Here is a 25,423-nt window from a genome sequence, read left to right on the forward strand (position 1 = left end):
AATTATGCTTCAAATAAAAAAGTAATCCATCCATCTTTTTCCAATAATGCTTTTTGCTGCCAGGTTGATTTTTGATGAATGATGCTTTCTATTTCTGCTGCATCTGATACCAATAAACCACTTAATAAAATTAAGCCTTTTGATGGTAAATTTTTGATAAAATGATCAAGGTTATCTAAAATAATATTTCTGTTAACATTGGCTAAAATAATGTCAAATTGTTTTTCTGTGGCTGCTGAATTAGCTTGCTGAATGGTGCAATACTTTGTTTTGTTCATTTCAAAATTTTCAGCTGCATTTTGTATGCTCCATTCATCACAATCCACTGCATTTATAGAATTTGCCCCCAATTTTTCGGCCAAAATGGCTAAAATACCGGTTCCTGTTCCAAAATCGAATACTGTTTTTTGGTTAAAATCAATTTGCCGCATCAAGTTAAGTACCAAATAAGTAGTGGGATGATGACCTGTTCCAAAACTCATTTTAGGCGTAATAATAATCTCATGCTCCACATGTTGAATTGCAGGATGAAAGTCGGCTCTTATTCCTAAAAAATTATCCATCACAATGGGTGAAAAATTGGCTTCCCAGTTGGCATTCCAGTTTTGTTCAGGCACTTGTTCAATGGTAAAATGTACGGCATATTGATGTAATAAAGCTGTTAAAACTGGTTCATCAAAATCACTGTCAACAATATATGCCAATAAGTATCCGGCATTTTCTTCAAAACCATCAAAGCCTAAGGCTTCCAGTTGTGCAATAAAGATTTCTGTTAGGTCAACATCAAGTAATTGTATCTTCACTTTTGTGTAAACCATTGTGTATATATTAGTTTTTATTTCAAAAAAAAGCTGCCTACTATAACAGTAAACAGCTTTGTGCTAATAACAATTTAAAAAGTTATTGATTATTCAATGCATCGTCGGCCTGTTTGTTATTAGCATCAGGTTTGGGCATTAACACTTTACGGCTTAGTTTAAACTTACCGGTTTTGTTATCAATACCAATCAATTTAACTTTTAGTTTGTCTCCTTCTTTTAAAACGCCATCTAAATTTTCCAGACGTTTCCAGCTAATTTCACTAATGTGCAATAAACCTTCTTTTTTGGGAAGAAACTCAACAAAAGCGCCAAACTCTTTAATTCCTTTTACCACTGCATCATAAACTTCACCTACTTCAGGTACCATCACAATGGCTTTAATTTTGGCTACAGCTTTCTCCAATCCTTCTTTATTTGAAGAGAATATACTTACCTCGCCGGTATTACCAACTTCCTCAATATTAATGGTAGTGCCGGTTTCGCGTTGTAATTCCTGAATAACCTTACCACCAGGGCCAATAATGGCGCCAATAAATTCTTTGTCAACAATTATTTTTTCCATTCTTGGTGTATGCGGTTTTACTTCAGGACGAGCAGCAGGAATAGCAGCATACATTGCATCCAGAATATGTAACCTTGCAGTTTTAGCCTGATTCAATGCTTCACGCATTAACTCCATACTTAAGCCGTCAATTTTTATATCCATTTGTACACCGCAAATACCCTCACGAGTGCCTGTTACTTTAAAATCCATATCGCCCAAATGGTCTTCATCTCCTAGAATATCGGTAAGAATGGCATATTTGTTATCGCTTGAACGGGTAATTAAACCCATTGCAATACCACTCACATGTTTTGGGATAGGTACACCTGCATCCATCAGTGCCAAAGAACCCGCACAAACTGTAGCCATAGATGAGGAGCCATTTGATTCTAAAATATCGCTCACAATACGAGTGGTATAAGGATACTCATTACCTGGCATCATTTGTTTTAATGAGCGCATGGCTAAATTTCCATGCCCCACTTCTCTTCTACCCGGACCACGCATAGGTTTTATCTCGCCGGTTGAGAATGGAGGGAAATTGTAATGCAAAATAAATTTAGAGTAGTCTGATTTAGCTGCACTTTCAATTAACAACTGGTCTAATGGCGTACCCAGTGTTACAGTAGTGAGTGATTGTGTTTCGCCGCGGGTAAAAAGCGCTGAGCCATGCGGTGAAGGTAAAACATCAACCTCCATGGCAAGCGGGCGAATTTCTGTAAGCTGGCGGCCATCTAATCTTTTTCTCTCATCCAGCATCATATTCCGCACCAACTCCCATTGCAAATCATCAAAATATTTTTTTGCTAATGATTTGATGTTGTCATCCGCAGTTTCACCTAAATGTTCTATTAATGCTTTCTTCAGGTTGGTAAAAGCTTCTGAACGTTGATCTTTACTGCTGGCACTTCTGGCTATTTCTAATATTTTCTCAGCACAGAAATCATGTACTTGTTTTTGAAGATTTTCATCCTGTAAAGGTTTAGGATAATCTCTTTTAGCAGTAATTCCCTTTTTATCTCTTAATTGTTTTTGTGCTTCAATTTGAACACGAATGGCATTATGCGCCAATTCCAACACTTTTACCAAATCTTCTTCCTGACACTCTTTTGCTTCACCTTCCACCATCATCAGGTTTTTTTCTGTAGCTGCTACAATAAAATCCATATCAGCCTGCTCAATTTCTGTTCTTGCAGGGTTAATGATATAATTACCATTTACTCTGCCCACCCTTACTTCAGAGATAATTTCTTTAATTGGAATATCAGAAACAGCCAAAGCTGCAGATGCTGCCAAACAAGCTAAAGCATCGGGCAATACTTCTTTATCTGAAGATATAAGGGTGATTAACACCTGCACATCGCATAAATAATCTTCGGGAAATAAGGGTCTTAATGCACGGTCAACCAACCGTGATATTAAAATTTCGTAATCACTCAATCTGCCTTCCCTTTTGAAAAAAGAACCGGGAATACGACCGGCTGAACCAAATTTCTCCTGATAGTCAACACTTAACGGAAAAAAAGACTGCCCTTCTTTTGGTTCTTTATTGGCAACAACTGTTGCTAACAGGATACAATTACCCTGACGAACGGTAACCGCACCATCTGCCTGACGTGCAAGTTTACCCGTTTCTATAACCACTTCGGCACCACCGGGCAAATTAAAGCTTACTTGAATAGGTTGTGATAACATAATACGTTGATTTGTATTGAAATTTAGCCGGCCTGTTAATATATGGCATGCAATTAAATTGCAATAGATGATAAATAGTAAATACAGGTAACTGCTTTAAAAAAAGCTATTCCCAACCGAATAATTTACAGTCAGGAATAGCTTTAAAAACATGTCATTTTATTTTCTAAGCCCTAATTTTTCAATTAAAGCCCTGTAACCAGTCAAATTGGTTTTTTGCAAATAAGCCAATAAACGTTTTCTTTTACCAACCAGTTGCATTAAACCGCGCTGGGTAGAGTGGTCTTTTTTATTTACCTGCAAATGAGCACTGATTTGAGCAATACGCTCAGTAAGCAAAGCTATTTGACCTTCAATAGAACCGGTATTGGTTTCTTTTCCGGCAAATTGGGTTAAAATAGTAACTTTTTTTTCTTTTGTGATTGGCATCTCAATTTCTTTTTTGCGTCTTGATTATTTTTTCTGAAATATTGTGGCGGCAAAGGTAATAATTATTTTCTAAAATATTAGCAGCCTGTTTTATTTTATTATGTGCTTTGCAGAAATATATTTGAACATAGGATATTTAAAGAAAACAAAACCCAAAAACAGACGGAATGATATATTTGCTGCCTAACCTTAACCTGACAAATTGACCAGGATCTATTTTACAGTTACCAATTCATTAGTGTATGATCAGCGTATGCAACGAATATGTACCTCGCTTGCTAACAATGGTTATGCAGTTACTTTAATTGGCCGTAAATTAAAAAGTGATCCATTGCCGGGAAAAACAGCTTACCGCAACATCCTGCTAACCTGTTTTTTTTCAAAAACGATTTTATTTTATGCTGAGTACAATATTCGGCTGTTTTTTTATTTACTTACCCAAAAAATGGATATAATCTGCGCTATTGATGCAGATACCCTATTGCCCTGCCTATTTTATTCCCAACTTAAAAAAGTAAAAAGAGTGTATGATGCACATGAATATTTTTCAGAACAAAAAGAAATTGTAATCAGAAAGCGGGTACAATGGGTATGGCAATGCATTGAAAAATGGTGCATTCCGCAATTTAAAAATGGCTATACTGTGAATGAGTTGTTGCAAGTAGCTTTTCAAAATAAGTTTGGCGTTAACTATACCATCATCAGAAATCTGCCTGTACAACCTGCTGATTATCCATCCAACAATACACCATTGGCAAATACAAAAGTAATTCTTTACCAAGGAGCAGTGAACCATGGCAGGTGTTTTGAAACCTTAATTCCTGCCATGAAGCAGGTGAATGCACAGTTATGGATTATTGGCACCGGAAATTTTTTTGATACAGCCAAACAATTGATTGAAGCACATCAGTTACCCCAAAAAGTGATACTAACCGGTGCACTATTACCGGAAAAGCTCAAGAAAATTACACCCGGTGCGTATTTGGGCTTAACCCTGTTTGAAGCAAATGGCCTCAATCAAAAACATTCGCTCGCCAACAGGTTTTTTGATTACATCATGGCAGGCATTCCACAAATTTGTGTGAACTTTCCGGCTTATGCTGCCATTCAACAAAAATACCCCGTAACATATATGGTAGATGATACCCATGAAGATACTCTGGCAGCAGCAATGAACAAGTTATTGAATGATACTGTTTTGTATAATCAGTTACAACAACAATGCTATATAGCAAGAAAGGAACTGAATTGGCAAAAAGAAGAAATTAAATTATTATTATTTTGGAAAAACATTTGCATATCATAGATTTTACAGTACCCTACCCTGTTACACATGGCGGATTGTTTGACCTTTTTTACAAATTACCTGCTTTGCAACAACAGGACGTTCAAATACATTTGCATTGTTTTTTATATAACAATATGCAGCAGGATATTCTGAAGCAATTTTGCAACACTGTTCATTATTATCCTCGCTTAACCGGGCATCAGGCACTATCCATGCAATTACCACATATTGTTAGCAGCAGGGTAAATGAAGACTTGTTGCAAGCATTACTGCAAAATGATTACCCAATTTTAATGGAGGGCGTTCACTCTACTTATTTACTGAAGGATAAACGCTTTAATGCAAGAAAAAAATTTGTTCGCATTCATAACATCGAGCATTTGTATTATCGGGATTTAGCCAATACCAGTCATTCCTACTTAAAAAAAATGTATTATTTAAGAGAGAGCCGACTTTTAAAAAAATATGAAGCATCTATTGTAAATGAAGCCAATGCCTTTTGGGGTGTTACTCATCAGGATGTAAATTTTTTCAGAGAACAGTTTCATTGTACTACTATCGATTATCTACCGGTGTATTTACCCGATACATGGGTTGTTAAAACACTTTCAGCCATGGGTAGTTATTGCCTTTATCAAGGCGATCTCAGTGTTTCTATTAATGAACAGGCGGTATTGTGGTTATTAAAAAATGTTTTCAGTAAAATCAAAATTCCGTTTGTAATAGCCGGCAAAAATCCATCTCAATTACTCCAATCAAAAATTTATCAATATACCCATTGCTGTCTGGTAAGTAATCCTACTGAAAAAGAAATGCAGGATATGATTGCAAAAGCACATATTCATGTAATTTATGCTGAAAGTGATGCTGGCATTAAACTCAAATTGCTCAATGCACTTTTTAACGGAAGGCATTGCGTAGCCAATGCTGTGAGCATAAAAGGAAGTGAACTGGAAACACTTTGCCATATTGCATCGGATGCAGACAGCTTTTGCCAGGTTATTTCAAATTTATTCAACGCTCCTTTTAGAGCAGATTGTACCGTTATGCGAAAAGCAGTATTGGAAAAAATGTTTAACAATACAAAAAATGCACAACAGCAAGTGCAATGGATTTGGGGCGAATAAAAATTAGATGGTGTTGTTTTTAAAATGAGGATACACCTTTAGCATCTTATAATAGGCTGTAGTACATAAATAATGTAACGCAGCCATGTGTTGTGCATGATGCAAATCAGTACCCAATAAATCTATTAATTGAGCTGTTAACAATTTTTCTGCTGCTTGCTTTACATGCTTACCATAGTATCCGGTTAGTGAAAGTGCATTTAACTGTAGCCAGCAACCCTTTTCTTTCCATTGTTCATATTTATTCATTTGTTTATGATAATAATTGTATCGCTCAGGATGCGCCAAAACAGGTTGATAACCATCCAGAATTAATTGAAATACACATTGTTCCAGATAAGGGGATGGTGCTAAATAACTCATTTCAATTAAAATAATTTTTTTTTCACCGAAACAAAGAAATGGTTTCTTTTTTTCAACTGCTTCTACAAAATTTTCATCGGCCATGTATTCTGCTGCAGCTTCCACCTGCATAGCAATATTGTTTTCATTCAATACACGCTTCACTTTCTCCAATGCGGGTAAAATGGTAGTTGGTTTATTAGGATATATATTTCCTAAAATATGAGGAGTACAAATTATTTTTTTATATCCCAACTGCTGCATTTGCTGCAGTAGTTCAATAGAATCGTTGATACTTTTTGCACCATCATCTACCCCCGGTAAAATATGATTGTGCAAATCAGTTTGCAGAAAAGAAAAATCGCCCAAAACCTTTTTTTTGAATATTGAAAACATAACAGCGTTGTAAAAAGAGAATAATAGCTTGATTGACCTTTCAAATTTAAGTGATGTCTTTTAATTTCTTAGCAGGATTGCCTACATACACACCCGGGCGGGTGATAGATTTTGTTACCACTGCACCTGCACCGATTACTACACCGTCACAAATAGATACCGGTAATATAGTGGCATTGCTGCCAATAACTACATGATTACCAATATTCGTTTTTTTCCATAAATTTTTATTGCCTTCAGCTGGCCGGTCATTTACAAAAACATCATTAATAAACATGACGCCATGCCCTATAAAACAATGATGACCTATTGTTACCATTTCGCAGATAAAACTATGTGATTGAATTTTTGTGCTGTGTTCTACTATTACATTTTGCTGAATTTCCACAAATGGCCCTATAAAACAATCATTCCCAATAAAACAATTGTACAAATTACAAGGCTCTACAATTTGAACATTTTTTCCAAACTGAACATTGTGAATGGCAACTTTTTTAGAAATAAATGGCATATATCTGTAAGTTTCTACTTGCTTTATAATTTTAAAGTTACTGTAATGAAAATTAATGATAAGATACAGCTATAGCCTATTTTTTTTATAAAGTTAATGCACCATCCTATTTTTAGCAATCACCCCTTGAATAGTATAGCGATGCATTAAAAAAATTTGTTTTAAAAAGAATTATGCTGAATGCATTTGTGAATACTTTCTATTAATGCAACTGTTTGCATGGCTTCCTCATTTTGTATAATGGATGCTTTATTGTGCAGTAATATTTCTATAAAATGGGCATACACTTTATCATGATTACGTATTGAACCCTGATAACTTCCATAGTCATTCGCTTCGGCAGATGTTTCAGTGCAGGCAATATCTCCATGCTTCAAGGTTTGGAATGCAATATTGTCTAAATATTTTCCACCAATTTTAATAATACCGTTTTCTGCATTCAGTAATATGGAACCCTCGGCATTTTGCTGAAAAGCATTAATACTGTAATGAATACTGCCCAGTGCACCATTGGCAAACTGCAACTGCGCAACACCGGTATCTTCAAATTCAATGATGTTTTGATGTGCCAGATTGGCTGCTGATGCGGCTACAACTTTCACATCACTACCCATAAACCACAATAAAATATCAATAAAATGACTAAACTGTGTAAACAAAATTCCACCATCTAATTGTTTTGTTCCGCGCCATTTACTTTGCATATAATACGCCTCGTCCCGATACCATAAACAATTTAAATGAACAGAATAAATTTTACCCAATAGTGCCTGTTCAATGGCATGTTTAACTGCTAACACAGGTGGATTAAAGCGATTTTGCTTTACCACCATTAACAATTTTCCTGCCTGCGAAGCTGCATCAATCATTGCACGGCAATCCATAGCAGAAAGTGCCATCGGTTTTTCTACCAGTACATGAAACCCTGCATGTAAGCCCTGTATTGCCTGAGGAGCATGTAAAGCATTCGGCGTGCAGATTACCAATACTGCTGCATTTTTACATGCTGTAAGCAAATCATTCAAACAACCAAATGCCTTACAATGATATTGTTCTGCGAGTTGTTTGGCTTTGCTTTCATCCACATCACAAACGCCTTCCAATTTACCAAACTGATGCATCAGAGCAGCATGCCGAACACCAATATTTCCGCATCCAACCAAAATAAACTTTACAGATGTCATGATAAAAAATTAAGCGTCGATTAAACCCTGCTTAAACAACATTTCTATGAATTCTCTTACAGCACCTTCACCTCCTTTTTTCTCGAGATGAATAATGCCTTTTATATTTTTAACCTGCTCGACTGCATTAGCGGGGCATGCTGCTACTCCTACTGCTTTCAAAAGTTCAATACAATTAATATCATCACCAACATAAGCAGTTTCTTTCATGGAAATACCTTCTTTTTCACATATTTCTAAAGCTGCATCTAATTTATTGCCGAAACCTCTACCCTGATAAACATAATCAATCTTTAATTTTTCGGCCCTGCGTTCTACAATTTTAGTTGCTTCGGTAGTAATAATGCCTGTTTTAACACCCGCCTTGGTTAATAAATTAAAACCCATCCCATCGTGGGTATTGAATTTTTTAAATTCATCGCCACTTTCAGTATAATACATGCCTGCATCGGTCATTACTCCATCTACATCTGACAAAAACAACTTAATTTTTTTATACATAAAATATTTTTAATACATCATTGTATGGGCAACAGGTATTCAATTGAAAATTCAACCACCAAAACCTGTCCAAGTGTATCTAACTGAACATATACTTTTTTCTTGCCGGTTCGTAATACTTCACCTTCATTATCCATAAAAATACCGCCTTTAATTTTTACCCTTGTTTTTTCTTTTAATGCCTGCATTCCGGTTACCTGAATAGTTGTTCCGGGCATCAATAAATATTGTTTGATGATTTCTATTTCCTCATCTCTTATTATGGCAGGTTTGCCCAAATAATGAATAAAATTGATGATGCCATCTGTATCTAAAACAGCAATACGTTCCATTTCATTAATCCTGACAAACACGTAAGAGCGGAATAATGGCACTTCTATAATTTTTTTTCTATCCGACCATTGCCGTTCTACTTTCTGTACCGGGCACCAACTTTCAATTCCTTTCTGTAATAAAATATTATCTGATTTTTTTTCCCACCGGGGTTTAGTATACACTGCATACCATTTTCTTTCTCTGGATAACATAGTGCTTTGCATTCAATTACAAATGTAAGATTAGTTCTTTTTTCAAACACTGCTATCCAACAATCCCTTGAATGTTTTAAAAAGAAAGGGGTTGCTGTTGAATAGCAACCCCCAAATATTTTTTTGTGTTTTAATGTTGCTTCATGGCTGTTTGTGCCTTTCCGGCATCAATCATATCTGCAATTACTTTTGCTGACTGGTAGATGTACATATCTTTTGTACGATCTTTTAACCACTCCTGGTATCTTTTTCCTTTGGCTGTATCGGAATTGTTGTAATACATATCCTTATCAGATGGAAGTACCTGCAAATCCATTGGCGTTTTTAATTTCAATAAATTATTGTCTTGTTCTGCAGTTGCAATAATTTGTTGCTGATCCTTTTTAAATACAACATAATTCAACTGAACCGGCGCATCTGTTTTTTGTGCCAGCCATTTTGTATTGTTGTTGATCAAACTAAAGGTTTTATCGGCCTGAATAGCTTGATTTTCTTTTTGGATAAGTGCATTGCGGTCATAATTCTCCTGCCAGGTTTGAAAAGCAGCTTTTGCAATTTCATCCCAAGGCAATGCAGATGGATTATCTTTTTCACGCATTTTCATATAATCATACAAATCAGGGATGATTACATCGGGTGTAACACCTTTTAATTGTGTTGAGCCACCATTAATTCTGTAAAATTTCTGAAAAGTTAATTTCACTGCACCATTTTCAGTTCTGCCCGAAAAATTATCCAATGGTTTACCCAACGGAACATTTTTTTGAACGGTACCTTTTCCGTAAGAGCGGCTTCCAATAATAATACCTCTTTTGTAATCCTGAATGGCTGCGGCAAAAATTTCGCTGGCAGAAGCACTTCCTTCATTAATCATAACAGCCAATGGGCCATCGTATAAAACGGAATTATCTCTGTCAGTTAATACTGTTGAGCTGCCATCCTTATCCCGTACCTGAACAACAGGGCCCTGACCAATAAACAGACCCACCATTTGCACCACTTCATACAAAGAACCACCGCCATTAAACCTTAAATCCATCACAATACCATCAACATGCTGGTCTTTTAATTTCTTTATTTCTTTGGCCACATCTTCCGAGCTACGAGCACCATTTGCACGTTCAAAATCTGCATAAAACTCCGGCAAATAAATATATCCTATTTTTTTTCCATTTTGATTGATAACTAAACTTCTGGCAAATGATTCATCTAATACAACCTCACTTCTGATTAATGAAACCACTTTAATACTCCCGTCCGGATGTTTCACAGTTAATCTTACTTCAGTTCCTTTATCCCCTCTAATTAATTTAACAGCATCTGTAACATCATAACCTGCAATATCAACCGGTTCTGCATTGCCCTGGCCAACCTTTAATATAATATCATTGGCCATCAACTGACCGCTTTTCCAGGCTGCACCGCCATTTTGAATATTTACGATTTTAATATTTCCATCTGATTCTGTGAGCTGCGCACCAATACCAAAAAACCGGTTGCTCATCATTTCATCAAACTCTCTTTTTTCTATTGGAGGGAAATAATCAGTATGCGGATCCATCAGGCTGCAGATGGTGTTCAGAAATAAATTAAACCGTTCATCATCGTTAAATTTAACTTTAATGCGCTCAAAAATTTTATTTTCAGTTCGCAACACACTTTGCCTGGCCTCGGCCTCCAACTGGTGGTCGGTTTTATTTTTAATAGAATCAACCACAGCTTTCTGGCGCTGGTTTTGCAAATCATAAAACCGGTTAAGCGTAATATATTTCAATTTTTTATACCATCTTTCTTTTTTATCAGCTTCATTTCGGGGATAATCTAACTGATCTACATTGGTAATAATAGAATCCTGATTAGTAAAAGTGAATGGATGTGATAAAATTGACTTGTATAATTCTACAGTTTCAGCCACACGGGTATTATAAATGGCAGACACAGCTGGTACAAATGCAATGGGTGCACCATGAATTTCGTCATCAATGGTCGTGGAATATTTTTTTAATGCTTCAATATCTTTTTGAAGAAAAATGCTTTTATCATCATCAGCCCACATATCGGTTAAATATTTATTAAATACTTTTACGGAGAATGAATCATTGATTTTTTGCGGACTGTAATGTTCGGTTTCTAATAGTTGCCCAATTGTTACTAATAATTTTTGCTTTTGATTAATAGTGAGGTCATTTTTTGCGCTTAATGTAGTAAATGCTACAAAAGAAGCACCGAATAAAACCAATAATGCTACTAATACTCCTTTAGGACTCTTCATAAATTTTATAAAATTTTGCATATTAATCTTCAAAAATAGGTGAATTACAACTGTGGTAAAAGTAACGTTTCCCTATTAACAAAGGTTTTGGAATCTAAAACTTTCCATGAAATAAAAAATGTGTTTTGTGAAATGCTGAATTATCTTATTTTTGCAGCCCAATAAAACGGAGAGCGTAGCTCAGTTGGTTAGAGCGACAGTTTGTGGCACTGTAGGTCGTGGGTTCGAGACCCATCGTTCTCCCAGCCCTCCTTCCATGAAGGAGGGTTTTTATTTTGAAAACAATACTATGCATACCTGGTATTACCTGCTTCCTATCATTACCGCACTAACCGGTTGGTGTATTAATAGTATTTTATTAACATATTTATTTAGACCTTACCAACTCAAAAAGGTACTTTTCTTTTCCATACAAGGCATTTTGCCTTCAAAAAAAGAAAAAATATCCGTTTTATTAGCCCAGCATATTATTGAACAATTACCCATAGAAAGCATTATAAAAAAAAGTACATCGAAAGAAAGTATTGAAAACATGATGCCTTTGGCTGAAAGTGCCATTGATGAATTTTTAAGAAAAAAATTAGTGGAAAAAATGCCCATGCTGTCAATGTTTGTCAGCGACCGATTAATTAACGAATTGAAAAAAATTTTTATTGATGAGCTAAACACCCTGCTGCCTGCCATGATAACGAAGTACATGCAACAGTTCAATAATAAAGAACAATTAACACAACTATTGCAGGAATATTTCAAAAAGATGGACAACCAAACAATAGAAATGGTGATTCGTAAAAATACACCTGTTGTTGCAGTTTTTCAGTGGTGGGGAATGATAAGTGGTTTTTTGATCGGCTGTATCCAACTTTTGCTGCTTTATAGCATTTCATCGGTACATTAAGGCTTTTCATCGGTAACTGTGTTGAACTTATTCCATTCAAAATTGTCTTATTACCGTTTATATATACTTAGCACATTTTATATAAAAACGTAATTGAAATTTGCAATTGAAATTTACAAACACCATGAGGAAAATTACCTTAACACTTAGCTTCACTATTATTGTTGTAATTGCATACAGCCAGTTTCCGGCAGGCAGGCCCGGTGGCGAAGGAATGGGCGGCCAAAATATAAATATTGGCCATTTTTATGGAAAACTTGTAGACGCCAAGACCAATAAGCCCATTGTAGATGCAACCGTACAATTGATTGGAAACAAATTTGATACAGTTACTAAAAAAATGAAGGAAGTAATTTTGGCAACTGTATTAGCCAAACCAAATGGCGATTTTAGCTTAGAAAATTTACCAGTTTTTGGAACTTTTAAATTATCAGCAACTGCAATTGGTTATAAAGCCTTATCACAAAATTTATCATTTGGTATTAAATTTCCAGCAGGAGGTGCTACTCAGGATCCCAATTTTATGCAACAAATGCTGGGTATGGTAGATAAAGATTTGGGTAATCTTAAAATGGAATCTGAATCAAACGATTTGGGCAATGTAACCGTTTCCGCTCCTATTAAACAACAGTTTGAACTGGGTATTGACCGCAAAATTTTTAATGTAGATAAAAACTTAGAAAGCACCGGGCAAACCGCAACAGAGGTAATGAAAAATATACCTTCTATAAATGTAGATATTGATGGAAATGTTACTCTAAGAAATGCTACACCAACCATTTTTATAGACGACAGGCCCACTACACTTACTTTAGATCAAATACCTGCTGACATTATTGATAAAATTGAAATTATTACCAACCCTTCTGCTAAATATGATGCTTCCGGTGGCAATGCCGGTATTATAAATATTATTTTGAAAAAGAATAAAAAAATCGGATATAATGGCGGATTTAGAACAGGTGCAGACTCTTATGGTAAATTTAACGGAGGTGGTGATTTCAATGTTCGTCAGGGTAAAATTAATGCCTTCGTAAATTTTAGTTATAACCAGAGAAAATTCAAATCAAACGGCACCACTGATCAGAATAATTTCTTCAATCCTCCCAGTAATGTATACTCCACTCAGGATGCTGTAAACAATGGTGAATTTAAGTTTATTCGCGGTGGATTTGATTATTTAGCCGATAACAGAAATACCATTACCATTGCAGGTAACTATGTAAAAGGCCAATTCAATTCGAATACTACTCTAAATTCAGACTCTACAATTAGTTCTATTTATGCCGCCAATAACCAAGGCATCAGTAATGCAGACCGTAGTTTTGAAAACAAAGGTGCACAATTAGGCTATAAACACAATTTTGCCAAAAATGGAGAAAACCTTACTGCTGATTTAAATTACAATGCGAGTACCAATTATAGTAATTCGAATAATAATATCTATACTTATTTCCCAAATACATCTACACAAAAACAACCACCATTGCTGCAGCAAACCCTAACAGATGGTTCTCAGAAATATTATACTATACAATCAGATTATGAGAATCCAATTTCAGACAGCAAAAAGTTTGAAGCAGGCGTAAGAGCAGCTATCAGAGACTTTGGAAACAATAGCACCCAGTTAAAGTACAACAACAATACCGGCAATTATGATAAATTACCCGGTATCAGCAACAATTATAAATTCAATGACCAAGTGTATGCCGCATATGTTAATTACAAAGGCAAAATCAACAAATTAGGCTATCAAATTGGTTTGAGAGCAGAAAGCTCCAGTTACACCGGAACTTTATTAAACGTAAATGGCGCAGATTCTTCTAATTTTTCTGTTAAATATCCGGTTAGCTTATTCCCCAGTGCTTTCTTAACCTACAAATTAACAGATAAGCAGGATGTACAAATTAATTATTCCAGAAGAGTAAACAGGCCCAACTTCTTTCAGTTAATTCCATTCCCTAATTACAGTAATTATCCTGTTTCTGTAAGTGTGGGTAACCCGGTATTAAACCCTGAATTCACCAATTCAATGGAGTTATCTTATAACAATGCTTACAAACCAAAAGCCAATTTTCTGGCAACAGCTTATTTTAAATACACCACCAATTTAATTACGCAATACATATACAGAGGCAAAGACCAGTTAAACCCCAATACTTCCGACAGTATTTATTATTCAACCTACATTAATGCTAATAGCGGTATATCTTATGGTTTGGAATTAACCAACAATATGCCTGTAACCAAGTGGTGGGATTTGTTGCTGAATCTAAATTTATTCAATTCAAAAATTAATGCCAATAATATCAATGCCAATAATGGCAATGGCGAAGTGGCATTAGCTACCAATTCTATATTGAGCTATTTTGCTAAAATAAACAATAATTTTAAATTAGGAAAAGGTTACTCTCTTCAAATCAGTGGCAACTATCAGTCAAAAACTGTTTTGCCCCAAAGTAATAATGGTGGAGGCGGTGGGCCATTTAACCAGGTTCAAACAACAGCGCAAGGCTATTTATTACCACGCTGGAGCATGGATGCTGCCATTAGAAAAGACTGGACATGGAAAAAAGGGCAAAGCGGCTCTTTAACACTGGGTATGAATGATATATTTAGAACAAACTATCAGGAATCATTTTCAGAACAAACCGGTTTATTTAATCAGGATAACAGACGCATCAGCAACCCGCAAATTTTGCGTTTAACATTCAGTTATCGCTTCGGGAAATTTGATGCCAGCCTGTTTAAAAGAAAAAATTTGAAATCAACCCCCGATACCGGCAGCATGGATATGATGGGTGGCGGCAACTAAATAATTCCACTACCAATCGAAATGTATACAAGGGGCTGCTTCATTGCAGCCTCTTTTATGTGCACTATCAATTCAGTAGAAAAAAACATGATTAATTTTTGAAAACCGGATATCTCCTATTCAATTCTCAAGTTTCAATAGGTAAAAAATTCTGCTTCTTTGCTCAGAAACGGAATGCCCTACTAATTTTGTATGCAAATCAAACCATACCTTTGCAGCATTCAATCAATATGAAATATTTATTATTCATTTTTACATTGGTATTGATATCCTGCCAATCCAATAAAAATTACCCCGCAGCAGAAAATGCTTTTGATGCAGGCAGGGAATTTATTGATGCTTATTTAAAAGGTGATTTTAAAAAGGCTAATTTTTACATGCTGCAGGATGCTGAAAATAATGCTATCCTAAGAAAAGTTGAAATAACATACAAAAATAAGCCTGCTGAAATCAGGAACCAATATCAAACTGCTTCAATTAATATAAATAGCATAGAAGATGTTGCGCCCACAGAAACCATTATTAATTATGCCAACTCGTACGATAATGTTGCGCATAAAGTAAAAGTAATTTTGAAAGACGGGAAATGGCAGGTTGATTTAAAATATACACTTGACGGTAATTTATAAAAAAGATAACCATTGAATATGATGACAGTACTTCACCCATGGCATGGCGTTCATTATGGAGAAAATGCACCCAGAGTTGTAACTGCAGTGATTGAAATTCCTCAAGGCAGCAGATGTAAATATGAAATAGATAAGCCCAGCGGTTTATTGAAATTAGACCGGGTAATTTATTCTTCATTTTATTACCCTGTCAATTACGGATTTATACCACAAACTTATGGCGACGACAAAGACCCATTAGATATTCTGGTCATTACCTCGCTACCTGTTACCCCATTAACATTGATGGAAGCTAAAGTGATTGGTGTAATGCAAATGATTGATAGTGGTGATGCGGATGATAAAATCATTGCCGTTGCTGCCAACGATCCAAGTGTAAACCATTATAACAACATTGAGGAATTGCCCCGGCATTTTTTTGATGAGCTCCGCCACTTTTTTGAAGAATATAAAAAATTAGAAAATAAAACAGTAGTAGTAGAGGAATTTGGCGATAAAACCAAAGCACTAAAAGTAATTGAAGAAGCGATAGAAGGTTATAAGATTAAATTCGGTAAATAACCCATTTTTTCACTTTCTTAATTCTATCGCTTAATCATACATGTGCATTCAATGACTATTTTAACCTTTACCTTACTTATTTTTTTAGGATCATTATTGGCAGGCTTTCTGGGCTCACTTACTGGTTTGGGTGGTGGATTTGTCATCATCCCCATGTTAACACTTTTATTTGGTGTAGATATACGGTATGCCATTGGCGCATCGTTAGTAGCAGTTATTGCAACATCATCAGGTGCAGCTGCTGCGTATGTTAAAGAAGGCATTACCAATATCAGACTGGGCATGTTTCTTGAAATTGCCACTACTACCGGAGCCGTTTTAGGCGCTTATGTTGCAGTGTATACACCTACTAATACAATCGCCATTATATTTGGATGTATCCTTATGTTTTCAGCATATGTTTCTTTACAAAAGAAAAGTGAAGCCATACAACAAACTGATAAAAGTAAATTAGCCAGAACTTTTAAATTAAATGGCACCTACCCTACACCTGAAGGCGAAATTGCATATACTGTAACCAATGTAGTTGGCGGTTTTTTTACAATGATTGGTGCAGGCTTACTATCAGGGTTGTTAGGCGTTGGTTCTGGCGCATTAAAAGTATTGGCGATGGATAATATTATGCGTATTCCTTTTAAAGTATCTACCACCACCAGTAATTTTATGATTGGTGTAACCGCTGCTGCCAGTGCCGGCATTTATTTATACCGAGGCTATATTGACCCGGGTCTTTGTTTTCCCGTTACATTGGGTGTATTAGGTGGTGCATGGATTGGTTCAAAATTTTTAACAAACGCCAAAACCAGCCGATTAAGAAATATTTTTGCCTTTGTAATTATTGCCATTGCGCTGGAAATGTTATACAACGGCTTTACAAAAAAATTTTAAACCATGCGTAAGATTCTACAAGATGATGATTTGGAATTTGCAATGGGTAATCTTTTAAGATTGGGCGTAATTATTTCATCCATCATTGTTGTAATTGGAGGTATCATTTACTTATACAAACATGGTATGCAAATTCCTGAGTATGCAACTTTCACAGGTGATAAAAGCATGTTTAATGCAGTTACAAAAATATTTAAGGGTCTAAAAGAATGGAAAGGGCAGGCTATTATACAATTAGGCATTATGGTATTGATTTTTACACCGATTGCACGAATTATTTTTTCTTTTATCGGTTTTTTAATTGAAAAAGATTTGCTATACATGTTACTCACTCTTATGGTACTTGCAATTATCACCTTTAGTTTATTAGCTGGTACCAATATTGTATGAAAAAAAGTAAAAGAATCTTTTTGATTTATAAATTCCTGAAACCTTATTTTTGCTAAAAATTCATCAAAATGGAAAATAAAACTTCAACCGGAAAATACTGGATATTATTTTTACTCTCTTTGGTGTTGATTATTTTTATGCTAATTTCTCCGGATGTACGTCCCTATTTCTGGTTGGCTTTACCATTGGTTTGCACATTTTTTGTAAAAGCGTTAGATGTTATATAAAATTTACCTCAACACCATTTCATTTTAAAGCGCCCAATACTTTCCCTATTCCCTGAAAGTTTTAATCAAGCGCAATCGGTGGGTACGCTTTGAATGCAGCGTTGATATAATTCCCATCGCATCAATTGCATCAATTTTTACATAACCCGATGCATGAATGATAGTGTGTGTATTGAATAAAATACCAACATGGGTAATATGCCCTTCTTCATTATCAAAAAATGCGAGATCGCCACAATTGGCTTCCTCCAAAAAACCAATACTTTTACCCAATGCTGCTTGTTGATAGGCATCTCTCGGTAAAACTATATTGAAAAGCTTAAACACCTGTTGGGTAAATCCGCTACAATCAATTCCAAAAACAGATTTTCCACCCCACAAATACGGTGTTCCCAAAAAAGCACGGGTAATTCGTTGAATATTTTGTTCCGTAAAATCAAAATGAGCGGGTGGTTTTGCCTCTTTAAATGAAATATCAAACGGAGGTAAGGATATACTTGTATCATTCCAGGTTGTACCCATACTCACTCTCGTTAACTGATTGTTGATGATTACCTCATTAATGGGTTGATGATGCCATCCGTATGTTTCGGGTAAAAATGCTGTTTCAACCAACTGTATTTGCTGGCACCAACCTTCATAACCATCATAATGGCATTTCACTTTTATAAAATCCTGTAATCGTTCTAATACCGTAACAGATTCTAAAAATAACAACTCAGTTACCATCTCACTTTTATGCGTAGGTTCTATTCTTACAGGTGCAACGGCTACTATACAAACTGCAAAACTCATTGAATCAATTTTTAGCAATTTATGGATTAAAGATAAATGCGCATCTAAATAAAAATGCTTATTTTAAAATTGTGAAGTTGAATAAATACCAACATATTAACGATGAAGCTTTGCTGCAAGAGTTTTATGCTGATGGCAATACAGAATGGATAGGTATTTTATTAGAACGGTACACCATACTCTTACTGGGTACCTGTATGAAATATTTAAAAAATCAGGAAGCAGCTAAAGATGCTGTTCAGCAAATATTTTTGAAAGTGATGACAGAACTGCCAAAATATAAAGTACAATATTTTAAAAGTTGGATATACATGATTGCCCGAAATTATTGCCTGATGCAATTAAGAGATAAAAAAATTACTTATACACTACAGGAAGAAGCACCACTACTTGAAGCTGAAGGTAATTTGGCTGAATTATTAGAAAAAGAAAAACTATTGCAATGCATTGAAAATGCGTTAGATGATTTAAATGAAGAACAAAAAAAATGCATAACCCTTTTTTATTTGGAAAAGAAAAGTTACAGAACCATTGCCGCAATAACCGGATACAGCATATTACAAGTAAAAAGCCATATACAAAATGGGAAAAGAAATTTAAAATTATTGGTTGAAAAAAAACAACAACATACACCATCGGGAAAACAGCCTGAATAGTATTTTACCAAAAGCTGATTTCATTTAAAGATGCGATACCATGACACAAAAAACAACTAAAACAAATAACCAGCTCCCAATTACTGAAGAAACAATTCTTCACTATCTTGAAGGCAATCTTTCAGATAGGGCCATGCATGCATTTGAAGAAGAAATGGAATCTTCAGCTTTTTTAAGAGAAGCCATAGAAGGTTTAGAAACTTTTACTGATAAAAAAGCGTTAAGAGTATCAGTAAAACAATTACAAAAACAATTACGAAGAAGAACAGAGCATACCAGAAAAAAAAGATACCAGTTTTTCCAACAACGTCAGTTTCAGAACATCATCCTTATTGTGGCATTACTCTTATTAATATTTCTTGGCGTTATTGTGGTTCATTTTTTAAAGCTTCACCCGTTATTAAAATAGTCAGACCGTATCAATAAGCTTACTGGCGATTTAGACCAATCTTATTTCATTTTAAACAACAATATTGAAAAATGTACCGACTTAAATTATGTATACCAATTAGCAGCTCTGCCTGAGAAGCAGCAGCTCTTGAATAAATTGTTCGATAGAAAGCTTTACTACTTTGAGGGGTGTTATCGAACTTTTTGGATAATGCCATTGTTCGCTCATAACTCATTGATTCTCAAGGAAAAAAACTCCTTGATATTCAAAAAAAAGGCGATTTCATGACAAAAATCGCCTCAGGTGGACCTGAGGAGAATCGAACTCCTGTCCAAACATATTTACCATAAGTCTTCTACATGCTTATTTCATTATTAATTGTCGGCAATGAACCGGAAATGAACAAACCAATTCAATGCTTAGCTGTATATTCTTTTGCAATAGTCACAGCCTTCTATTGCAGCAACCTGTGTTTGTTTTGAGTCGGCGGCGGCACCTGGTAACAGATAAACCTGTGCGGCGGCCCGAATGACTGACTAATTACTAATTAGGCAGCCATGGCATACTGTGTATTGCCATTTAAAGTTTGAGTATTCAGATTTAAGTGCTAATTACCCAACGCACTGCATGCTTCCACTTACCGTAACCTATGCTGTCGAAACCAATACAGGCCCGGGTAGTTGAAAAAATCAAAGAACTTATTCAATTTCTTATACAAAGGTACTTTATTCTGTAAACACCTGCTATTTAAAATTTTAATGACTAAAAATTCGTAAAAAATCCAAGCCAAGTGCATAAGCCATTAAACTTAACAACAAAATCATGCCAACCATCTGCGCATACTCCATAAACTTATCGCCCGGCTTTCTTCCTGTAATCATTTCTACCAATGTAAACAAGGCATGGCCGCCATCTAAAGCTGGTATGGGTAACACGTTCATAAATGCCAGGATAATTGAAAAAATGGCAGTTAAGGTCCAAAATGACTGCCAGTCCCACACACCAGGGAATATACCACCAATACTTATTACACTTCCTAAAGAATCGTTTACTTTTACTTCTTTAGAAGTGAACAATAATTTAAGATTGCTAATATAATTAATGAGCGTACTGTAGCATTTTTCAATACCAACCGGAATGGCCTGTAAAAAAGAATATTTAATTTGCACGGTACCCAATACTTCGTCAGGTGTCTGAAAGCCAATACCGGATTTGATTTTAGGATTGGTATTATTTACAACAGTAGCCTGAATGGTATCAGTATTGTTTTGAATCAGGGTATACTGAATGGAATTTTTATTTTTTAAATCTTTCAAAACATCAAATGCCTGGTTGTTATACGAAACAGGTATTTGATTAATGGCAATAACCCTGTCGCCTTTATGTATAGCAGCATCACTGTTTATTTGTGTTCCGGGAAGCACGGTATCTACGATTAATGGAATACGAACATAGGTAAACCCACCCAGCTTATTTTTATTTAACTGTTCAATAAATCCGGGAGGTACATTTAAAATGGTATCTTTTCCATTTCTTTCAATGGTAATATTTGTAGCCTGGTTTAGAATAATTAATGAACCTACCGTTCCAATTTTTTCAACAGGTTTACCTGCTACTGCCACTATTTTATCGCCATCCTGCATTCCAATTTTTTTCCCAAGACTATCTACATACACCCCATATTTTAAATTCTGTGCAGGTATATATTTTTCGCCCCAGGTATACATAATACCAACAAAAATAACAATGGCCAATAAAATATTCACTGTTACCCCACCCAACATAATAATTAGCCGTTGCCAGGCGGGCTTTGCACGAAATTCATAAGGCTCAGGTGGTTTTTTCATTTGCTCTTTATCCATACTCTCATCAATCATTCCGGCAATTTTTACATAGCCGCCAAAAGGAACCCAACCAATACCATATTCCGTTTCACCTATTTTCTTCTTCCATAAACTAAACCAGGGATTAAAAAAAAGGAAAAATTTTTCAACCCTGCATTTAAACCATCTTGCAGGTAAAAAATGCCCCAACTCATGCAAAATAACAAGGATAGAAAATGACAGGATAAATTGTCCTGCTTTAATTCCCACTACACTCCAATCAATTACTAAAAGACTCATTCAATTTTAATATTTAGTTGACTTTTAATTTTTATACAACAAAATGATTGCCATTCAGTTGATTATTTGAACCTATTTTTATATAAGTTCCGTTACATCTGAATTAAAGAAGCTGCAAAATTACGCGCTTCGGCATCACTGTCAAAGTATTCGTCCAAGGTGGGCTGAGCAATGAAGGTAATTTTATTCATGGTTTGCTCAATCATTTCAGTAATATCCAAAAATCCAATCCTGTTTCTTAAAAAAGCATATACTGCAATTTCATTGGCTGCATTCATTACACAGGGAAGATTACCGCCTTTAAATAGTGCTTCCGTTGCCAATACCAAATTGCGGAAGGTGCGTAAATCAGGCTCTTCAAATTGAAGTGTTGCTGCTTTTTTAAAATCAAAACGGGGAAAATTATTGGGAATTCGTTGCGGAAATGCCAATGCGTATTGAATAGGTAGTTTCATATCGGGTAGGCCCATCTGCGCTTTGATGCTCCCGTCTTCAAACTGCACCATACTATGAATAATACTTTGCGGATGCACCACTACCTGAATTTGATCAGCAGATAAATTAAACAACCACTTTGCTTCAATCATTTCCAGACCTTTATTCATTAAAGTAGCAGAATCGATACTGATTTTTGCACCCATTGACCAATTAGGATGCTGCAATGCATGTTCTTTTTTTACATTCACCAAAAAATTTGGTTTTTTCCCTAAAAAAGGGCCACCACTTGCAGTAAGCACCACTTTTTCAGTTTTATTTCTTCCTTCGCCAATAAGGCATTGAAAAATAGCTGAATGTTCACTATCAACCGGAATAACAGGCACTTTATTTTCTAATGCTTTTTGCATGATGATGTCTCCTGCTACTACCAATGTTTCTTTATTAGCCAGTGCAATGGCTTTTTGATGCTTAATGGCTGTGAGTGTGGGTTTTAATCCTGCATAACCCACAATAGCAGCCAACATCATATCATAACAATTCATTGCTGCTACTTCTTCCAAAGCTTTTTCACCTGCAAAAACCTTTATTGGAGTATGTGCCAATGCCTCTTTCACTGCAATATATTTTCTTTCATCAGCTATTACTACACAATTTGGATTAAACTGAATTGCCTGTTGCACCAATAATGTATCGTTGGTTTGGGCAGTTAATATTTCAACAGAAAATTTATCAGGATTAGCTGCAATCACTTCTAATGCCTGTGTACCAATTGAGCCTGTTGAGCCAAATAAAGCAATTCTTTTTTTTATTGTCATTGAATTTTAGAATTAAAAAAGTACGCAAAGAAGTACAAAATAAGGTATTTACCACAAATATGCACTAACAGGCATTTTGTGTATCTATATTTTGGTGCATACCGTTGTTTAGCAAATGGTTTTTCTATTTTACAAAGGCTTGTAATGCATCGGCAATATTTCTATCATTACTTAAACGAGGCACTTTATTCTGTGCGCCCAGTTTTCCAATAGAACGCATATAATCAATAAATGCATTTTTTTGTAAGGGCTTTATTTCTAATGTACGCAAAATATTTCCTCTAATTAAATCATCATAATACACATTTTTGGCGCGTAAATTATTATCAACTTTTAAGGCAAATGCCGCCATATCTTTCGGCGTTTCTTCAAATTCAATATACCATTCATGAAAACTATTGCCTTTTTCTTTTGCAATGTTGGGCGCAACTGTAAATTCAATAATTTTTATTCCTTCTTCATTGGCTGCTTTCATTAAAGCATATTCTACCTCTTCCCCAATAACGTGTTCCCCAAAAGCAGAGATAAAATGTTTAATGCGTCCGGTTACTAAAATTTTATATGGATTGGTGCTGACAAATTTAACCGTATCACCAATATTATAAGCCCATAATCCAGCATTGCTGCTTATAATTAAAACATAGTTTTCACCAATCTTTACATCAGCAAGGGTAAGCCGGGTAGGCTTTTCATTGAAAATTTCATTGGCCGGAACAAATTCAAAAAAAATACCACTATTGGTATTTAGTAATAAACCCGGTGCATTGGAGTCATCCTGAAAAGCAAAAAAACCTTCACTGGCAGGAAACAATTCCAAACAATCAATTTGCTTACCAATGCTATTATACAATTTCTGCTTATAGGGCTCAAAATTTACACCACCCTGAATCATAATGCTGAAGTTTGGAAATACTTCTGCAATTGGTTTTCCTGTTTTTTCAATAAGCCTGTCAAAATACATTTGCATCCATGGGGGAATTCCACTAATGAGCGTCATATTTTCATGCAGGGTTTCTTCTACTATTTTATCTAATTTCATTTCCCAATCTTCAATACAGTTGGTTTCAAAGCTGGGTAATTGATTGGCTCTTAAATACCTGGGTACATGATGGTTTACAATACCGCTTAGCCGGCCGGTAGGAATACCGCCTACCCTTTCCAAAACCGGCGAACCACTTAAAAAAATCATCTTTCCCTTTGCAAAATCAAAATTTCCGGTTTCGGCCATGTAATATAATAAAGCATTACGGGCAGTATTAATGTGGTTAGGAATAGAATCTTTGGTAATGGGAATATATTTAATTCCCGAGGTAGTGCCACTGGTTTTTGCAAAATAAATAGGTTTGCCTTTCCACAAAACATTTTGGGTACCTTCTTTTATTTTTTCGATGTAGGGTTTAAACTGCTCATAATCCCGAATCGGAATTTTTTCAGCAAATTCAGCATAGCTATTAATTTCCTGCATTTGATGATCTTTACCGAATTTGGTGTTTTTGCCCACTTTTAAAAGCATTTTGAAAATGGCTTCCTGATCAGCCACAGCACTGAGCATACTTTTACGAATGGTTTTATGAATATGAAAAGCAAACGGACGGGCTAATAACGATTTTAAATTCATAATGGAGGGTATGCATCTACTATAAAAAGCACAAAAATAGCATTATACAACACCTTTCTATCAAAGAAGGTATTAATTTTATCAGAAAATAAGGGTTGAAGAACAATTATTTTGAAAAAATTTGCAATTTTTGGTATTGAAACATTACCTTTGCCGTCCTAATTTTGGATAGTTATGTTAGCAGTTGTAAAAATCGCAGGTCAACAGTTTAAAGTACAAGCAGGAGATAGTTTGTATGTTCCCCGCTTAGCAGCCAAAACCGGTGATAAAGTTGAATTTAAAGACGTTTTACTGGTAGATAATGCAGGCACACTTTCAGTAGGTAATGCAGTGAATGCTGTAGTTAAAGCTGAAATTGTAAATGAATTGGTGCAGGGAGATAAGATTATTGCTTTTAAAATGAAAAGAAGAAAAGGTTTTCGTAAAAAGCATGGTCACCGTACCCACTATACTCAAATTAAAATTGAAAGTATTGCTTAAATTGTTAAAACAATTTCAGACTTCATAATCTGATACCGTTTTAATTTTCAAAATCAAAAAAG

At 35.3% G+C, this 25,423-nt stretch carries 25 protein-coding genes, 1 tRNA gene and 1 other RNA gene; 13 read left to right on the top strand and 14 right to left on the bottom strand.

Annotation, left to right across the window (positions count from 1 at the left end):
- Window positions 1-2: 2 nt before the first annotated feature.
- The 3 genes from prmA to rpsO form a co-directional block, all read right to left on the bottom strand.
- Complete coding sequence (gene prmA, locus JK139_RS04895) at window positions 3-818, bottom strand: 50S ribosomal protein L11 methyltransferase (protein WP_218330687.1); 816 nt, start codon at window positions 816-818, stop codon at window positions 3-5.
- Window positions 819-900: 82 nt separating this feature from the next.
- Window positions 901-3,060, bottom strand: a complete 2,160-nt coding sequence (gene pnp / locus JK139_RS04900) for a polyribonucleotide nucleotidyltransferase (protein WP_218330688.1) — start codon at window positions 3,058-3,060, stop codon at window positions 901-903.
- A 159-nt stretch (window positions 3,061-3,219) separates the two neighbouring features.
- Window positions 3,220-3,489 (bottom strand): 30S ribosomal protein S15, encoded by a 270-nt coding sequence (gene rpsO / locus JK139_RS04905; RefSeq protein WP_068241899.1) that lies wholly within the window; start codon window positions 3,487-3,489, stop codon window positions 3,220-3,222.
- 202 nt (window positions 3,490-3,691) lie between these two features.
- Between rpsO and JK139_RS04910 the strand changes: the two genes are divergently transcribed.
- Window positions 3,692-4,795, top strand: coding sequence for a glycosyltransferase (locus JK139_RS04910; protein WP_228733124.1), 1,104 nt, complete (start codon window positions 3,692-3,694; stop codon window positions 4,793-4,795).
- Window positions 4,771-5,904: a glycosyltransferase gene (locus tag JK139_RS04915; protein WP_074420880.1), complete on the top strand. Its 1,134-nt coding sequence runs from the start codon at window positions 4,771-4,773 to the stop codon at window positions 5,902-5,904. Before JK139_RS04910 ends, JK139_RS04915 begins: the two co-directional genes overlap by 25 nt.
- Window positions 5,905-5,907: 3 nt before the next feature.
- Here the strand turns inward: JK139_RS04915 and JK139_RS04920 are convergent, their stop codons facing one another.
- The 6 genes from JK139_RS04920 to JK139_RS04945 form a co-directional block, all read right to left on the bottom strand.
- The gene (locus tag JK139_RS04920) at window positions 5,908-6,642 is read right to left on the bottom strand and encodes a tyrosine-protein phosphatase (protein WP_074420879.1); all 735 of its coding nucleotides are present in this window, start codon (window positions 6,640-6,642) and stop codon (window positions 5,908-5,910) included.
- A gap of 46 nt (window positions 6,643-6,688) precedes the next feature.
- Complete coding sequence (locus JK139_RS04925) at window positions 6,689-7,153, bottom strand: acyltransferase (protein WP_074420878.1); 465 nt, start codon at window positions 7,151-7,153, stop codon at window positions 6,689-6,691.
- Window positions 7,154-7,314: 161 nt separating this feature from the next.
- Window positions 7,315-8,337: a Gfo/Idh/MocA family protein gene (locus JK139_RS04930; RefSeq protein WP_074420877.1), complete on the bottom strand. Its 1,023-nt coding sequence runs from the start codon at window positions 8,335-8,337 to the stop codon at window positions 7,315-7,317.
- A 9-nt stretch (window positions 8,338-8,346) separates the two neighbouring features.
- On the bottom strand, window positions 8,347-8,838 hold the full coding sequence (locus tag JK139_RS04935; RefSeq protein ID WP_074420876.1) for a KdsC family phosphatase: 492 nt from the start codon (window positions 8,836-8,838) through the stop codon (window positions 8,347-8,349).
- A 17-nt stretch (window positions 8,839-8,855) separates the two neighbouring features.
- Entirely contained in the window at window positions 8,856-9,377 is a 522-nt protein-coding gene (locus tag JK139_RS04940; RefSeq protein WP_074420875.1) for a UpxY family transcription antiterminator, read from the bottom strand.
- 118 nt (window positions 9,378-9,495) lie between these two features.
- Window positions 9,496-11,637 (bottom strand): carboxy terminal-processing peptidase, encoded by a 2,142-nt coding sequence (locus tag JK139_RS04945; RefSeq protein ID WP_074420891.1) that lies wholly within the window; start codon window positions 11,635-11,637, stop codon window positions 9,496-9,498.
- A 169-nt stretch (window positions 11,638-11,806) separates the two neighbouring features.
- Here JK139_RS04945 and JK139_RS04950 point away from each other — a divergent pair.
- The 8 genes from JK139_RS04950 to JK139_RS04985 all read left to right on the top strand — a co-directional run bounded on the left by JK139_RS04950 (window position 11,807) and on the right by JK139_RS04985 (window position 18,045).
- Window positions 11,807-11,880, top strand: a tRNA-His gene (locus tag JK139_RS04950).
- Between the two features lie 46 nt (window positions 11,881-11,926).
- The gene (locus tag JK139_RS04955) at window positions 11,927-12,535 is read left to right on the top strand and encodes a DUF445 domain-containing protein (protein WP_074420874.1); all 609 of its coding nucleotides are present in this window, start codon (window positions 11,927-11,929) and stop codon (window positions 12,533-12,535) included.
- A 124-nt stretch (window positions 12,536-12,659) separates the two neighbouring features.
- Window positions 12,660-15,350 carry a TonB-dependent receptor domain-containing protein gene (locus tag JK139_RS04960; protein ID WP_081301371.1) on the top strand — a complete coding sequence of 897 codons (2,691 nt, stop codon included), beginning with the start codon at window positions 12,660-12,662 and terminating at the stop codon, window positions 15,348-15,350.
- A 230-nt stretch (window positions 15,351-15,580) separates the two neighbouring features.
- The gene (locus tag JK139_RS04965; RefSeq protein ID WP_143439544.1) at window positions 15,581-15,979 is read left to right on the top strand and encodes a hypothetical protein; all 399 of its coding nucleotides are present in this window, start codon (window positions 15,581-15,583) and stop codon (window positions 15,977-15,979) included.
- 18 nt (window positions 15,980-15,997) lie between these two features.
- Window positions 15,998-16,540, top strand: a complete 543-nt coding sequence (locus JK139_RS04970; RefSeq protein WP_074420872.1) for an inorganic diphosphatase — start codon at window positions 15,998-16,000, stop codon at window positions 16,538-16,540.
- A 51-nt stretch (window positions 16,541-16,591) separates the two neighbouring features.
- A complete protein-coding gene (locus tag JK139_RS04975) occupies window positions 16,592-17,428 on the top strand; it encodes a sulfite exporter TauE/SafE family protein (RefSeq protein ID WP_074420871.1) in 837 nt (278 codons plus the stop codon).
- Window positions 17,429-17,431: 3 nt separating this feature from the next.
- Window positions 17,432-17,818 carry a DUF1634 domain-containing protein gene (locus JK139_RS04980; protein ID WP_074420870.1) on the top strand — a complete coding sequence of 129 codons (387 nt, stop codon included), beginning with the start codon at window positions 17,432-17,434 and terminating at the stop codon, window positions 17,816-17,818.
- Window positions 17,819-17,886: 68 nt separating this feature from the next.
- Complete coding sequence (locus tag JK139_RS04985) at window positions 17,887-18,045, top strand: hypothetical protein (RefSeq protein WP_179855922.1); 159 nt, start codon at window positions 17,887-17,889, stop codon at window positions 18,043-18,045.
- A gap of 45 nt (window positions 18,046-18,090) precedes the next feature.
- On the opposite strand, the gene JK139_RS04990 is transcribed toward JK139_RS04985, so the two are convergent.
- Entirely contained in the window at window positions 18,091-18,840 is a 750-nt protein-coding gene (locus tag JK139_RS04990; protein WP_074420869.1) for a C40 family peptidase, read from the bottom strand.
- 71 nt (window positions 18,841-18,911) lie between these two features.
- Here JK139_RS04990 and JK139_RS04995 point away from each other — a divergent pair, with 71 nt between their 5' ends.
- Complete coding sequence (locus JK139_RS04995; protein ID WP_074420889.1) at window positions 18,912-19,496, top strand: RNA polymerase sigma factor; 585 nt, start codon at window positions 18,912-18,914, stop codon at window positions 19,494-19,496.
- A gap of 40 nt (window positions 19,497-19,536) precedes the next feature.
- Window positions 19,537-19,905, top strand: coding sequence for a hypothetical protein (locus tag JK139_RS05000; RefSeq protein WP_074420868.1), 369 nt, complete (start codon window positions 19,537-19,539; stop codon window positions 19,903-19,905).
- Between the two features lie 283 nt (window positions 19,906-20,188).
- On the opposite strand, the gene ssrA is transcribed toward JK139_RS05000, so the two are convergent.
- The 4 genes from ssrA to JK139_RS05020 all read right to left on the bottom strand — a co-directional run bounded on the left by ssrA (window position 20,189) and on the right by JK139_RS05020 (window position 24,881).
- Window positions 20,189-20,561, bottom strand: a transfer-messenger RNA (tmRNA) gene (gene ssrA, locus JK139_RS05005).
- A gap of 81 nt (window positions 20,562-20,642) precedes the next feature.
- Window positions 20,643-22,010 carry an RIP metalloprotease RseP gene (rseP, locus tag JK139_RS05010; RefSeq protein WP_218330689.1) on the bottom strand — a complete coding sequence of 456 codons (1,368 nt, stop codon included), beginning with the start codon at window positions 22,008-22,010 and terminating at the stop codon, window positions 20,643-20,645.
- A gap of 92 nt (window positions 22,011-22,102) precedes the next feature.
- Entirely contained in the window at window positions 22,103-23,263 is a 1,161-nt protein-coding gene (locus tag JK139_RS05015; protein ID WP_074420866.1) for a 1-deoxy-D-xylulose-5-phosphate reductoisomerase, read from the bottom strand.
- A gap of 124 nt (window positions 23,264-23,387) precedes the next feature.
- Window positions 23,388-24,881 (bottom strand): GH3 auxin-responsive promoter family protein, encoded by a 1,494-nt coding sequence (locus tag JK139_RS05020; RefSeq protein ID WP_218330690.1) that lies wholly within the window; start codon window positions 24,879-24,881, stop codon window positions 23,388-23,390.
- A gap of 174 nt (window positions 24,882-25,055) precedes the next feature.
- Here JK139_RS05020 and rplU point away from each other — a divergent pair, with 174 nt between their 5' ends.
- Window positions 25,056-25,361: a 50S ribosomal protein L21 gene (gene rplU / locus JK139_RS05025; protein WP_074419484.1), complete on the top strand. Its 306-nt coding sequence runs from the start codon at window positions 25,056-25,058 to the stop codon at window positions 25,359-25,361.
- The last annotated feature ends 62 nt before the right edge of the window (window positions 25,362-25,423 follow it).

Source organism: Hydrotalea lipotrueae (assembly GCF_019249625.1).
GTDB lineage: Bacteria > Bacteroidota > Bacteroidia > Chitinophagales > Chitinophagaceae > Hydrotalea > Hydrotalea flava.

What these genes read in the sequence shown, in the direction of transcription:
- JK139_RS04990 (WP_074420869.1), bottom strand. Translation starts at nt 18,840, where the DNA reads ATGAGTTTTGCAGTTTGTATAGTAGCCGTTGCACCTGTAAGAATAGAA.
- JK139_RS04975 (WP_074420871.1), top strand. Translation starts at nt 16,592, where the DNA reads ATGACTATTTTAACCTTTACCTTACTTATTTTTTTAGGATCATTATTG.
- JK139_RS04935 (WP_074420876.1), bottom strand. Translation starts at nt 8,838, where the DNA reads ATGTATAAAAAAATTAAGTTGTTTTTGTCAGATGTAGATGGAGTAATG.
- JK139_RS04970 (WP_074420872.1), top strand. Translation starts at nt 15,998, where the DNA reads ATGATGACAGTACTTCACCCATGGCATGGCGTTCATTATGGAGAAAAT.
- JK139_RS04940 (WP_074420875.1), bottom strand. Translation starts at nt 9,377, where the DNA reads ATGCAAAGCACTATGTTATCCAGAGAAAGAAAATGGTATGCAGTGTAT.
- JK139_RS04955 (WP_074420874.1), top strand. Translation starts at nt 11,927, where the DNA reads ATGCATACCTGGTATTACCTGCTTCCTATCATTACCGCACTAACCGGT.
- JK139_RS05000 (WP_074420868.1), top strand. Translation starts at nt 19,537, where the DNA reads ATGACACAAAAAACAACTAAAACAAATAACCAGCTCCCAATTACTGAA.
- JK139_RS04980 (WP_074420870.1), top strand. Translation starts at nt 17,432, where the DNA reads ATGCGTAAGATTCTACAAGATGATGATTTGGAATTTGCAATGGGTAAT.
- JK139_RS04965 (WP_143439544.1), top strand. Translation starts at nt 15,581, where the DNA reads ATGAAATATTTATTATTCATTTTTACATTGGTATTGATATCCTGCCAA.
- JK139_RS05020 (WP_218330690.1), bottom strand. Translation starts at nt 24,881, where the DNA reads ATGAATTTAAAATCGTTATTAGCCCGTCCGTTTGCTTTTCATATTCAT.
- rseP (WP_218330689.1), bottom strand. Translation starts at nt 22,010, where the DNA reads ATGAGTCTTTTAGTAATTGATTGGAGTGTAGTGGGAATTAAAGCAGGA.
- rpsO (WP_068241899.1), bottom strand. Translation starts at nt 3,489, where the DNA reads ATGCCAATCACAAAAGAAAAAAAAGTTACTATTTTAACCCAATTTGCC.
- JK139_RS05015 (WP_074420866.1), bottom strand. Translation starts at nt 23,263, where the DNA reads ATGACAATAAAAAAAAGAATTGCTTTATTTGGCTCAACAGGCTCAATT.
- JK139_RS04920 (WP_074420879.1), bottom strand. Translation starts at nt 6,642, where the DNA reads ATGTTTTCAATATTCAAAAAAAAGGTTTTGGGCGATTTTTCTTTTCTG.
- pnp (WP_218330688.1), bottom strand. Translation starts at nt 3,060, where the DNA reads ATGTTATCACAACCTATTCAAGTAAGCTTTAATTTGCCCGGTGGTGCC.
- prmA (WP_218330687.1), bottom strand. Translation starts at nt 818, where the DNA reads ATGGTTTACACAAAAGTGAAGATACAATTACTTGATGTTGACCTAACA.
- JK139_RS04960 (WP_081301371.1), top strand. Translation starts at nt 12,660, where the DNA reads ATGAGGAAAATTACCTTAACACTTAGCTTCACTATTATTGTTGTAATT.
- JK139_RS04925 (WP_074420878.1), bottom strand. Translation starts at nt 7,153, where the DNA reads ATGCCATTTATTTCTAAAAAAGTTGCCATTCACAATGTTCAGTTTGGA.
- JK139_RS04930 (WP_074420877.1), bottom strand. Translation starts at nt 8,337, where the DNA reads ATGACATCTGTAAAGTTTATTTTGGTTGGATGCGGAAATATTGGTGTT.
- JK139_RS04945 (WP_074420891.1), bottom strand. Translation starts at nt 11,637, where the DNA reads ATGAAGAGTCCTAAAGGAGTATTAGTAGCATTATTGGTTTTATTCGGT.
- JK139_RS04985 (WP_179855922.1), top strand. Translation starts at nt 17,887, where the DNA reads ATGGAAAATAAAACTTCAACCGGAAAATACTGGATATTATTTTTACTC.
- rplU (WP_074419484.1), top strand. Translation starts at nt 25,056, where the DNA reads ATGTTAGCAGTTGTAAAAATCGCAGGTCAACAGTTTAAAGTACAAGCA.